The sequence below is a fragment of the Spirillospora sp. NPDC127506 genome (genome assembly GCF_040302145.1).
Taxonomy (GTDB): domain Bacteria; phylum Actinomycetota; class Actinomycetes; order Streptosporangiales; family Streptosporangiaceae; genus Spirillospora.
In genome coordinates this window covers 122,240-134,608 of record NZ_JBEORG010000016.1, presented here as the reverse complement: position 1 = coordinate 134,608, position 12,369 = coordinate 122,240, and the positions used below count along the sequence as shown (strand labels likewise).

Annotated in this window: 9 protein-coding genes; 3 read left to right on the top strand and 6 right to left on the bottom strand. The window is 70.3% G+C overall.

Annotated elements, in window-relative coordinates:
• Positions 1-113 precede the first annotated feature (113 nt).
• The 4 genes from hpt to dacB all read right to left on the bottom strand — a co-directional run bounded on the left by hpt (position 114) and on the right by dacB (position 4,597).
• On the bottom strand, positions 114-677 hold the full coding sequence (gene hpt / locus ABTW95_RS17570; RefSeq protein WP_396452619.1) for a hypoxanthine phosphoribosyltransferase: 564 nt from the start codon (positions 675-677) through the stop codon (positions 114-116).
• Positions 678-804: 127 nt separating this feature from the next.
• Positions 805-1,803 carry a tRNA lysidine(34) synthetase TilS gene (gene tilS / locus ABTW95_RS17565; protein ID WP_500226809.1) on the bottom strand — a complete coding sequence of 333 codons (999 nt, stop codon included), beginning with the start codon at positions 1,801-1,803 and terminating at the stop codon, positions 805-807.
• A gap of 151 nt (positions 1,804-1,954) precedes the next feature.
• Complete coding sequence (locus ABTW95_RS17560; protein WP_396452360.1) at positions 1,955-3,064, bottom strand: zinc-dependent metalloprotease; 1,110 nt, start codon at positions 3,062-3,064, stop codon at positions 1,955-1,957.
• Positions 3,065-3,220: 156 nt separating this feature from the next.
• Positions 3,221-4,597, bottom strand: coding sequence for a D-alanyl-D-alanine carboxypeptidase/D-alanyl-D-alanine endopeptidase (gene dacB, locus ABTW95_RS17555; protein ID WP_500226808.1), 1,377 nt, complete (start codon positions 4,595-4,597; stop codon positions 3,221-3,223).
• A gap of 163 nt (positions 4,598-4,760) precedes the next feature.
• Between dacB and ABTW95_RS17550 the strand changes: the two genes are divergently transcribed.
• Entirely contained in the window at positions 4,761-5,252 is a 492-nt protein-coding gene (locus ABTW95_RS17550; protein ID WP_396452356.1) for an inorganic diphosphatase, read from the top strand.
• Between the two features lie 193 nt (positions 5,253-5,445).
• Here the strand turns inward: ABTW95_RS17550 and ABTW95_RS17545 are convergent, their stop codons facing one another.
• Together ABTW95_RS17545 and ABTW95_RS17540 are read right to left on the bottom strand one after the other, a co-directional pair.
• A complete protein-coding gene (locus ABTW95_RS17545; protein WP_500226807.1) occupies positions 5,446-6,720 on the bottom strand; it encodes a C40 family peptidase in 1,275 nt (424 codons plus the stop codon).
• A 145-nt stretch (positions 6,721-6,865) separates the two neighbouring features.
• Complete coding sequence (locus tag ABTW95_RS17540; protein WP_500226806.1) at positions 6,866-8,623, bottom strand: RNA polymerase sigma factor; 1,758 nt, start codon at positions 8,621-8,623, stop codon at positions 6,866-6,868.
• A gap of 388 nt (positions 8,624-9,011) precedes the next feature.
• Here ABTW95_RS17540 and ABTW95_RS17535 point away from each other — a divergent pair, with 388 nt between their 5' ends.
• Both ABTW95_RS17535 and ABTW95_RS17530 read left to right on the top strand, forming a co-directional pair.
• Complete coding sequence (locus ABTW95_RS17535) at positions 9,012-9,863, top strand: helix-turn-helix domain-containing protein (protein ID WP_396452351.1); 852 nt, start codon at positions 9,012-9,014, stop codon at positions 9,861-9,863.
• Positions 9,860-12,247, top strand: coding sequence for a VIT domain-containing protein (locus ABTW95_RS17530; RefSeq protein ID WP_500226805.1), 2,388 nt, complete (start codon positions 9,860-9,862; stop codon positions 12,245-12,247). Before ABTW95_RS17535 ends, ABTW95_RS17530 begins: the two co-directional genes overlap by 4 nt.
• The last annotated feature ends 122 nt before the right edge of the window (positions 12,248-12,369 follow it).

The window sequence follows — 12,369 nt, the reverse complement described above, 5'->3', positions numbered from 1 at the left end:
CTCCCGCATCCCTTCCATATACCCGTCAACGATCCTTGCAACGATTCGTCACGGTTCCTTGTTCCCTGGGACGGCTTGCGAGGCTCTGACCGGCCCTGCCTCCCAGGGGCGGATCAGGCCCCGTCGCCGCCGTAGACGTGCGGCGCCAGCGTCCCGACGAACGGAAGGTTCCGGTACTTCTCCGCATAGTCGAGCCCATACCCGATGACGAACTCGTTGGGGATGTCGAAACCGATGTACTTCACCTCGATGTCGGTCTTGACCGCCTCCGGCTTGCGCAGCAGCGCGCAGATCTCAAGGGAGGCGGGGCCGCGCGAACGAAGGTTGCTCACAAGCCACGACAGGGTGAGGCCGGAGTCGACGATGTCCTCCACGATCAGGACGTGCCGGTCGAGGATGTCGGTATCGAGGTCCTTGAGGATGCGCACGACGCCGGACGACTTCGTGCCCGAGCCGTAGGACGACACCGCCATCCAGTCCATCGAGGCGGGCGAGTGCAGCGCCCGCGCCAGGTCCGCCATGATCATGACGGCGCCCTTGAGGACCCCGACGAGCAGCAGGTCCCTGCCCGCGTAGTCGGCGTCGATCTGCTCGGCGAGCTCCCGCACCTTGGCCTGCAGGTCGCTCTCGGGGATCAGCACTTTCGCCAGGTCGGCGCCCAGGTCCTTCTCGTCCACAAAAACACCCTCATCGCTCAGCCTCGCCCGTCCGGTGGGACGGACACAGGACGGACACCGCCGCACGCGCCGTGTACGCGGTGCGCGCCGCGGACGCGCCGTGCGGCGGTTCGCACACGACGCGAGGTCATGCCGGGCCGAACAGCAGCTTCCCATACCGCCGGACGGCGCGGAGCCCCCCGGGCAGATCCACGTGCCGCTGCCCGTGCCAGGCCGTGACCAGCCGGTCCACCGCATCGACATGAACCGCCGCGAGCGTACCCGGTGGGCTGCCGGCCTTCACCGCCGCCATCCGCAACACCCTGGTGCGGACCGCTCTGGGCAGCTCTTCGAGCCCCGCCACGCGGAGCCCCACCCGGTACCCGTCTTCGCCGGGTTCCTCCAGCTCGGCGTAGGAGCGGGCTGCCAGGTCGTCCAGGGCGTCCGCGTCGTCCCGGAGCATCCTGGCCGTCCGAGCCAGCGCCTCGGCCACTCCGGGCCCTAGAGCCTTCTCCAGGGCAGGTAGGGCCTGGTGGCGCACGCGCACGCGCGCGTAGGAGGGGTCGACGTTGTGCGGGTCGTTCCATGGTTCGAGGCCCATCGCCTTGCAGGCCCGTCGTGTGGTGGCGCGGTCCAGGTCCAGCAAGGGCCGGATATAGAGGACGCCCTGCCGAGTGAACTCGGAGGGCATGCCGGACAGGGAACGGGCACCAGAACCGCGCGCCAGCCCCAGAAGGACGGTCTCTGCCTGGTCGTCCTGGGTGTGGCCGAGGAGCACGGCCGCGGCCCCCAGCCGCTGAGCCGCCTCGTCGAGTGCCTTGTAGCGGGCGTCGCGAGCGGCGTTCTCCGGGCCTCCCGGCCCGTCGACCGTGACCGCGATGGATCCCGCCGGGTCGAGCCCGAGGTCGGCCATGGTGCGGACTACGGCGTCGGCGCGCTCGTCCGAGCCGTCCTGAAGGCCGTGGTCGATGGTCACGCCGCCTGCGGAACGTCCGGCCCTGGGCGCTTCGAAGGCGAGCGCGCCGGCGAGCGCAAGGGAGTCGGCGCCTCCGCTGCATGCAGCCAGAACCGTCTTGTCCTGCGGCAGGCGGTCGAGCACCCGCCGCACCGCGAGACGTACCGCCGCCACCGCCGGATCAGGCCCCATGGTGAAACGTCTACCACCAGACAGCCCTGGTGGCTCGCTGGCACAAGCGTCATCGACGCTCAAGAACTGAGGGCTCCCGAGCTCAAGCGGCACTCAGCCTCGAACCCTGGGGCATGCCCAGGGCAACGGTCGACGAGGACTCTCGTGAGGCTCAGGCTTCGTTGGCCTGCGGCGGTGTATCGATGGCCTTGGGCCCGACGACACGGGCGATCCACAGGGCGGGTTCCTTGATCTCGTCGTGCGTGGGGAGCGTCTCCGGCGCCTCCCAGACCTGGTTGAAGCCGCTCATGCCCACATCGGCGACGACCCGCCTGACGAAACGCGACCCTTCCGCGTACTGCTTCATCTTCAGGTCGATGCCGAGCAGGCGCCGGATCGTCTTGTCCAGCCTGGTGCCGCCCTCGCGCCGCCCCTGGAAACGCGACCGGATCTGCTGGACGGACGGCACGACCTCCGGCCCGACCGCGTCCATCACGTAGTCGCCGTGGCCCTCCACCAGGGTCATCACCGCGGTGAGCCGGTCGAGGATCTCGCGCTGCTCGGGGCTCTGGATCGCGTCGATGAGGTTGGCGTCACCGCCGCGCACCGCGTCCGCCACGGCCTCGGCCGCGTCCCGGATGCGGTCGAGCATCGCGCCCGGGTCGAGGTCCGAGGCGAGCAGGAACTTGGTCATCTGGTCCTGGACGTACTCCCGCAGCCAGGGAACGCCGGTGAACTGGGCGCGGTGCGTCTCCTCGTGGAGGCACACCCAGAGGCGGAAGTCGCGCGACTCCACACCCAGCTCCTGCTCGACGTGCACGATGTTGGGGGCGACCAACGTCAACCGCCCGGTCGCGGCACGCCCTGTCGGGTCCGGGGGCAGGAACAGCTCGTACTGCCCGAGGACACGGCTGGCCATGTAGGCGAGGATCGCGCCCACCTGCATACCGGTCACGCGGGAACCCACGGCCTGCACGACCACGCTCCCCGCACCGCCGAGCGGGCCCGGGCCGCGCCGCTCGGTCATCTGCTCGATGAGCGGCTCGAGCACAACCCGGAAACCGTCCACGTTCGCGCGGATCCACCCGGGGCGGTCCACGATCGTCGCGGGGTCGGGGTCGAGTTCGGAGGCCATGCCGGTGAAGTCCCGCACATGGCCGTGGGCGGCCTTCGACAGCTCGCGCAGCTCCGTCACGACCTCACGGGCCTCGTCATAGCTGACCTGCGGCCCCGGCCTGACGAGCCGGGTTCCGGCCTGAACGGCCACGTTCCAGTCGATCATTGAGGCGCTCATGTACTCCACCGTACGTTTCGGAGACGGCGCCGAGGCGCCCCTGCTAGGTCGTTCAACGAACAACCGTTCTGGTTATCTCCCGTACGATCCCGGCCACACGCGTTATCTCCTGCAGAGCGCGACATGTCCGGTAGTACGCCGGGGTCAGCCGCAGCCGCAGGCGGCCACCGCTGCTGCCAGTCGGTCAAGCTTGCCCGGATCGACCGGCCCCTTCCCGTCCCCCGCCATGAAGGCGAACGCGAGCAGTCGGCCGTCGGCGTCGTAGGCGAGCCCGGCCAGCGTGCTGACACCCGCCAGAGTGCCGGTCTTGGCCCGCACCATCCCCGCGCCCGCCCTGCTGGACGCACTCGTGTAGCGCGGCGGGCTCAGAGTGCCCGAGAACCCTGCGACGGGCAGCCCCGTGATGACCGAGCGGAGCTCGGGGTGCTTCTCGCCGGCGGCCAGCGAGACGATCCGTGCGAGGGCGATCGGTGAGATCCGGTTCCGTGGCGACAATCCGCTGCCGTCGTTGACCGACACGCCCTCCGCCGCACCGAGCCTGGCCAGAACCTGCCGGACGGCCTGCGCGGCACCCGCGAACGTCGGCGGACGCCCCATCTTGATGGCGACCTGGCGAGCCACTGCTTCAGCGACATCGTTGTCGCTCTCGGTCAGCAGATGCTCCACCAGAGCGGACATCGGCGGTGATTGGACGGCCCCGAGCTGTGCCGCACCCTGCGGAGCGACCGTCCTGCGCCCGGCCTTGGCCTGAACCCCTTCTCTGGTCAGCAGACGCGCGAACTCCTTCGCCGCGGAGGCAGGTGGATCCGAAACCCGTGTCTTCTTGGACGGGTCCAGGGGGGAGACACGCCCCTCGTCCACAGTCAGCGCGGTCACCGGGGCGACCTCGCCGTCCGGTAGGTAATTGGGCTTCCACCCAGCGGCCGTACGGGACCCCTGATATGCGGACACGTCGTAGTCGACCCGTACTTGGCCCACACCGGACGCCTTGAGAGCGGAAGCCGTCTGACGGGCCAGTTCCCGGAGCGACGCATAGGGCGGATGCGAGGCCCCCAGACGCGGTGGAAGAGCCGTCAAGGTAGGATCCCCGCCTCCGACCAGTACGATCCCGCCGCCGGTGCCGCGCACGACCTGCGTGGTGATCCGGTGCGCCGGTCCGACCGACGCCAGCGCCGCCACCGACGTCGCCAGTTTCGTCGTCGACGCGGGGGTGGCGGGCCGGTCGGCCCGCAGCTCGTACAGGGGCCGCCGCGTCTCCGCGTCGACCACCACCGCATTGATCTTCGCCTGCGGGCCGCCGATCAGCGCCGACAGCCGTCCAGCCAGGACGGACGGGTTCGGCGGGCGGCCCGAACCGGGATCGGCGGCGGGGACCACGACCGACGACGCCGGGACGCGCACGAGGTCGCGCGCCGCCACGCTCGGCGGCTGCGGGGACAGATGCCGGTCGGGTGTGAGTTTCGCCACTGCCAGCCCGGCGGTGACGGTGAAAACGTTAAGGAGGGACAGCGACAGGATCACGAGGGCTCGGCCCCGTCCAGGCACGTGACCGCCCCTCTCCCACTCAGCACTCACCAACGTGCGACATCCTTATACGAGGGAACACCCAGCCCTGTGGGGCCGGCCTCACCCACGGGCTCCCGAGACACTATTCACTGCGAGCGCGCAGGGAGCGGAGGACATCTTGGATTTCGACGTCACCATTGAGATCCCGAAGGGCCAGCGGAACAAGTACGAGGTGGACCACGAGACGGGGCGCATCCGGCTCGACCGCATGCTGTTCACCTCGACGCAGTACCCGGCCGACTACGGGTTCATCGAGGACACCCTAGGGGAGGACGGCGACCCGCTGGACGCGCTCGTCCTGCTCCAGGAGCCGACGTTCCCCGGGTGCCTGATCCGCTGCCGCGCGGTGGGCATGTTCCGGATGACCGACGAGGCCGGTGGTGACGACAAGGTCCTGTGCGTGCCCGCCACCGACCCCCGTATGGAGCACCTCCGCGACATCCACCACGTGGCGGAGTTCGACCGGCTGGAGATACAGCACTTCTTCGAGGTCTACAAGGACCTGGAACCCGGCAAGTCCGTCGACGGCGCCAGCTGGGTGGGGCGTGTCGAAGCCGAACTGGAGATCGAGCGTTCCCTCAAGCGCGCCGCGGATCAGGGCGGCCACTGAGCGCCGCCCGGCCGCCCGCTGACCGGCCGGGCCATGCCGGGGCCCTGCCGGGGGCGACGGGACGGGCCGGGAATCACGGACGGCGCTGATCCGCTCCCCGCCGCTCCGCGACGCGACTCGCGAGGGACCCCTTCCGTGCGGAACGCCGTGCGGGAGGGGTTTCGCCGTCCCTGCCGCTGTACGGAGGCCATGCTCATCCGGACGGGCGTGTAGCGCCGATCAGGTCGCTCCGGTAGATGCTCGATATGCGGACCCTGGCGCCCGTGTAGGGAGCCTCCACCATCCGGCCGTCGCCTATGTAGATGCCGACGTGGTGGATGGTGCCCGGGTCCGACGGATCCGTGGCGAAGAAGACGAGGTCTCCCGGACGCAGCGCGCTGATCGGGACATGGGGGCCGGACGTCCATTGAGTGCCGGTCCAGTGGTCGAGCCGTACACCGGCCTTGTTCCACGCGTACATGGCGAGGCCCGAGCAGTCGAACCCGACCGTGCCCGCGCCCTGCTCAACCCCGTAGCTGGGCCCGAACGCATTGCCTCCGCCCCATGAGTACGGTGTGCCGAGCCATTTGAGCGCCGCCCTGGCCGCAATGGCGCCGCGCGTGGACGAGGTCAGCCCCGCGACCGAAGGGCTGGAGGCGGTGAGGAGCGAGCGGGCCTTCCGTGCCTCTGCCTTCTCGCGGGCCTTTTCCCGCGCGCGCTTGACTCGTGCGGCGCGGGCCTGCGCGGCACCGAGCCGACGCTCCAGGCGCCGCTTTTCAGCTTCGATGCGCTGTACGGACGCCTGCTGCCTCGCCACGGCCTCCTGCGCGACCCGCCTGGCCTCGTCCGCACGTCGGGTGGCCGCTTGCTGTTCCTTCAAGGCGGTGTCCGCCTGGCGGCGGAACACGTCCGCGACGGTCTTGGACGCCTCGACCCGGCGGACCATGGCGGTTCGCCGTTTGGCGAGCATCTCGACCATGCCGGCGCGGTCCATGAATCCCTGCGGACCGCCGTCTCCGACGAGCGCCGACGAGATCTGGTCGTATCCGGTGTTGTCCCGGTAGACGCGGGCAGCGAACGACGCCAGTTCCGCCCTGGTCTGTTCCACGCGTTCGTCGGCCTCCGCAAGGCGGCCTTGAGCGTCCCTGTAGGACTGTTGCGAGCGGGCCAGTTTCACCTGTTCGCCGTTGTACCGCTCTATCGCGGCCTCCGCGGCGGCGGCGAGCCGGTGCAGTTCACCGTCCGCCTGGGCGAGTCTGGCTTTCGTCCGGCCGACCTCTGCCGCCCGCTCCCTTACTTGGCGTTCGCTCCGTTCCACGTCCCGGGCACTGGGGCCGGGGTCAGCGGAGGGACGCGCGGACGCCACCGGCGCCAGCAGGCTCATTCCGATCGCAAGGCCGGAGGTGAGGGCGACCAGCCGCAGCGTCGTGCTCCGTGCAGGGGGCGGTATCGCACGACGGCGGCGGGTGTCTGCTGCGCCAGATGCCATGAGCACGTCCTCCCCCGGGGATGCACTGCTTAGCGCAAACGATCACCTACGAAGAGTAGTTGTCTCGGGCAATGGCCAGTAGTTCCGCCACTCCTACCGCGGTTCAACTGTCGGAGGTTTCCTCGTCATGCAGTGGAGATCGTGGTCATGCGGTGGGGGTCGCGGCCGCGGTCGGGGAGGCGCTTTCGGACGAGCGTTCCGTCGGAGACGGCGTCGGCTCTGGGAGATTGCTGGACGACGGTGTCGGAACGGGCGTCGCGGGCTCCGATGGGGACGGCTGAGGGCTCTCCGGCCGCTGCGTCTCGGGTGGCGTCGGCTTCGGGCTGCCCGGCCGCTGTGTGCTGGGCGGCGTAGAAGGAGTCGTGGGGTCGGAGTCCGTTGGCTGAGGCGAGGGTCCGGTGGCTGGTGGCGCGTCCTGCCGCCACGTGACATGCACCTGGGTCGCCCCTGGCTGGAAGGTGATGGCGCCCTCCCCGTGCGCGTCCGGACGCCGCGAGACGTGGACGAGCACGGTCATGGTCTGGCCGGCTTGAAGATGCCCCGATGACGGCTGGACTCGAATCGGTCCCCGCGTCTTCGCCTTCCACGTCAGCGGTCCGCCTTCTGCGCGCACCTCTATGGAGCCGTCCGAACCCCCTGCCAAGTCGAGGAAGAGGGGTGAGACCGCGAGGACGCCTGTGGCGCCGGTCGGCTCCGTCCCGGAGACCGGCACCAGGGGCGGTTCGGACAGGACGGTCGTTGGTGCGGACGACGCACGCGCGCCGAGCGGGAATGTGGCGGACACGGGGGCGGCCTCAAGAGTTCCCAGCCCCGGCGACGTCTCGGATCGCCGCCCCGTCTGAGGCTCCTGCGAGATACCCGGGACCACCGTCGGACGTGGATCCGCCGTCGTCTCCGGGGACCTCCGGGCCGGGCCCAGGAGCCCGTACATTGAGCCGACCCCGCCCCCGGACAGCACGGCCACCACCGCCAGCACCATGGCCGCCCGGATGACCTGCGCGCGGACGCCGGCCTCGTCCGTCGCAGCCGGACCCTTGTGGAAGCGCCCGGACCGTGAGCGCCCGCCGGCAGAACGGACCCGTCGTCCCGACCGTGAGGCGGCAACAGGGAAACCGTCAGAGGTGAACTCGGTGACGCGGGTAGCCACGAAGAGCCTGTAGCCGACCAGCTCCGGGTCCTGGAAGCAGCTCATCACCCGCAGCCGCATTTCCGCCGCCGGTCGTGGATCCGGCAGCAGCCCGTACACCTTCTTGGCCGACACGGATTTGGGACGGAACGCTCCACATGCGGAACACGCCTTTGCGTGCTCCATCAGCCGCCTACTCAGATCGGGTGTGAGCTCATCGGAGCGTTCTCGCAGCAGCATCGCGCGCTCGGTGCAGCCATAAGGCCCCTGCTGCGCGAGTATCACCGCCGTTAGCGCCTCTTCCAGTTCGCCGTGCGCGAGGTCCAGCGCCTCTTGGGCGTCTCGCAGGGACAGGCCGAACACTGCCGCCAGGTCGAGGACCGAAAGCCTGCGCCTGGTCCTCAGTTCCAGGATGTCCCGGCTGAACGGACGCAGCGCCAGGACCGCGTGCCATGCCGTGATGCGCTGGTCGACGTCCTCCTGGTCATGGCTGGCGACCGGCACGTCCGGCACCTTGGCCCTGGGCGGCATCCGCCGTTCGCACTCCAGCCTGGCGATCGCGTAGAGCCACGGCCTGAACCGGTCGGGATCGCGCAGCTTGCCAATGTGCGCCTCAGCCACGATGAACGTGTCGCGCAGGGCGACCTGCGCCGTGTCACGGCACCGCAACCGGAACCAGCAGTACGCGTAGAGCCGGTGGGCATGGGCGTCGTACACCGCGGCCGTGGCGCCGGGATCGCGCTCGCGTAGCGCCTCGACCAGGAGATGGTCGTTCATACCAGAAAAGGTAAAGGATTCCCGGGTTCTTTACTGGCCATTTCAGAAGATCAAACTCGGGCACCGAACATCGTTCTTGCGCTATCCGGTCAACTCTCATGGAGTGTCGCAAATAAGAGCTTTAGGCGGTATGGCCGACATCCTGCAAGTATCAGTTGATTGCCGTGACCAGGTCGATCTATCAACGAGCGATCGGGACATGACGAACGGTGAAGTGTCGAATTCGGCCGACCTATTCGCATCAAGACCGTTTTCATGATCGACGAAGAAGCCGCATCGGCCGATCGCACGGACGCCGAGCGAGCACCCGAGGCGCCGCGCGGCCCCGAACGCAATCGATCTTCGATTCTGCTTGACACTGTCACGATGACAGTGTCATCATCGAGCCATGGACGACACCTGGACGATCGGTGAGCTGGCGGAACGCGCCGCCGCCGCCCTCGCGGCAGACGGAGCCGCGCAGGTCAGCGGCCGGGTGCGCGATCTCCCCAACACCCGGTTGATCCGCTGGTACACCACGATCGGCCTGGTCGACCCGCCGCTCGGCCGCCGCGGCCGTATCGCGCTGTACGGGCCCCGCCACCTCCTCCAGCTGGTCGCGGTGAAACGCCGCCAGGCCGAGGGCCGGTCCATCGCGGAGATCCAGGTCGAACTCGCCGCCGCCACCGACGAGGCCCTCGCCCGGATAGCCGCCCTCCCCGCCGACCCGTCCACCACGACAGGCGACGCCCCACTCCCGGCCGGCTCGCCGCCCTCCTCGGACGACCACCCGCAGACTGCGGCCCCCGCCGCGGGCGGTCCAGGGCCGACCGCCCGAGCCGGCGACTCCGGAAGCGCGAACCCGCCCGGGATCCCGACGGGTTCGCCGCACCAAGGAAGGCCCACCACTCGCGCCCACAGGCGGGAAGCGCCGGAATCCACGACGGCTCCACGGGCCTCGAAGGACGGAACGCCCGCCGAAAAGGCCAACTTCTGGGCCGTCCGACCTGACGTGTCGTACCGCGAGGCAGCGACCGTCTCCGCCGACTACGGCACGCCGCTGCCCGCAGTCGTCCAAGGAGTCCGGCTGGCCCCCGGTCTCACCCTCCTCCTGGACGGTCCCGCCCTCAGCGACGACGACCTCGCCGCGATCGACGCCGCCGCGCGGCCGCTGCTGGCCGAGCTACGCCGGCGCGGTCTCGTCACCCCCGCCGAAAGCCCCGCACATCCGCCCGAAGCCAATTTCCGGAGGTCCCAGTGACCGTGCGCATCCTGCCGCTACCCGAGACCGAACCCGCGGCTTCCGACCGCGGGCTCGGCGCGCTCAGCACCGACAAGGGCAACCTGCCGCTCGACTCCGTCGGCGTGCACGCGTCGATCACCGGTCTCGCCGCCGGCATCGAGGTCGTCCAGGGCTTCCGCAACCCGTTCGACATGCCGCTCGAGGCCACCTACATCTTCCCTCTCCCCGACCGCGCCGCCGTGACCGCCCTCCGCATGGAAGCCGCGGACCGCGTCATCGAAGGGACGCTGAAAGAACGCGCCCAGGCCCGGCAGGACTACGACGCCGCCATCGCCGCGGGCCGGCGGGCCGCGATCGCCGAGGAAGACCGGCCGGACGTGTTCAGCATGCGGGTCGGCAACATCCTGCCGGGCGAACGGGTGACCATCAGGCTGACGCTCGACCAGCCGCTGCCGCACGAGTCGGCCTCCAGCGCGACGTTCCGCTTCCCGCTCGTGGTGGCCCCCCGCTACATCCCGGGCGCCCCGCTGGACGGCGAGCGGACCGGCCCAGGGGTGGCGGACGACACCGACGCCGTACCGGACGCGTCCCGCATCAGCCCGCCCGTCCTCCTGCCCGGCTTCCCCAACCCGGTGCGCCTGGCCGTCACTGTCGACATCGATGCGGCCGGGCTTCCCCTGACCGCGATCCGGTCCGCCCTGCACGTGGTCGGCGAGGAGGCCGACGGCGACCGTACGACCATCCGGCTGCAGCCGGGCGAGCGCCTCGACCGCGACTTCATCCTGCGCCTCGACTTCGCCCCGCACGAGGCCGCGGCCCTCTGCCTCGTCCCCGACGAGGCGGGAGACGAGGGGACGTTCAACTTCACCGTGCTGCCCTCCGGCGACGCCAGGCCGAGCCCGCGCGACGTGGTCCTCGTCCTCGACCGTTCCGGCAGCATGCACGGATGGAAGATGGTCGCCGCCCGCCGCGCCGCGGCCCGCATCGTCGACACGCTCCGCGCTGAGGACCGGTTCGCCGTCCTCTCCTTCGACACCGTCATCGAACGCCCCCGCGACCTCGGCGCCGCCCTCGCGGACGGCACCGACCGCAACCGGTTCCGCGCCGTAGAGCACCTGGCGACGCTGGACGCCCGCGGCGGCACGGAGATGCTCACCCCGCTCGACGAAGGCTGCCGCCTGCTCGCCGACTCCACCCGCGACCGCGTGCTCGTCCTCATCACCGACGGGCAGGTCGGCAACGAAGACCAGCTCCTCGCCCACCTGGAACCACGGCTCCACGGCGTCCGCGTCCACACGGTCGGCATCGACCAGGCCGTGAACGCCGGCTTCCTGAACCGGCTCGCCTCCATCGGCCGGGGACGCTGCGAACTCGTCGAATCCGAGGACCGCCTCGACGAGGCGATGGAGCACATCCACCACCGGATCGCCGCGCCGATCGCGACCGGCCTCACCCTGCAGGCGGACGGCTTGGAGATCGTCCCGGACTCCGTGGCCCCGGCCCGCCTCGGTGCGCTGTTCCCAGGCGTGCCCCTGGTGATCACCGGCCGGTTCCACGGCTCCCCGTCCGGCACCCTCTCCATCCGAGGCACGGCCTCAGACGGAACCCCCTGGGAGCAGCGCGCCACCGGCATCACATCGACCGACCGCGCCACCACCTCAATCTGGGCCCGCGCCCACCTGCGGGACCTCGAAGACCGCTACACGGTGGGCGGCGCCGACGACCTGGAACGACGCATCGTGGAGACTTCGCTCCGCTTCGGCGTCCTCTGCCGCTTCACGGCATTCGTGGCCGTGGACAGCCGGGTGGTGACCGAGGGCGGAACCCCGCACCAGGTCGTCCAGCCGGTGGAATCCCCCCGAGGCTGGGCGGCGCCCGCACCCGCCCCACGAGCCGCACATGCCGCATTCGCGGCCGCACCGGCGCCCATCGCACCCCCGCCGGCCCCCAGCGGCATGCCCGCCGGCATGCCCCCCTCCGCAAGTGCGGCCCCACCGCCGTACAGCGGCCCGGCCCCCGGTGCCCCGCCCTCGGGCCGCCCCTTCGGCAGATCGGCCGGCCGAGGCCCGGCCCCCCGCCGGTCCGGCAGCGTCCCCGCCCTCACCGGCTTCCAGCAGGAACTGTCCAACGTCCTCGACCGCCTCCGCGAGCTGCCGGAGGACCAGCGCGCCCACTACCTGCTGGCCGAACTCATCCCGATGCTCGACTCGATCATCCAGCGCATGGAGGCCCAGTACTTGGACGCAACCACCCTGGTGACCCTCCGCGACGACCTACGCCGCCTACAGCCCACCGCAGACCAACCCACCATCAACGACCACTGGAGCCGCACCATCCAGGTCCTGACCGACTTCACAGGCCAAACCCCACCCCGCACCCCCTTCTGGAAACGCCGAAAGTAACCACAACCGCCCCCCCGGCACACCCTGCCGAGGGGCGCAAGCACGCCAACCCCAACATTCGCCAAGTCCACCCCCGTTCTCACCACAACACCCTACTCCCAGACGCCCACATCCCCGGCAAA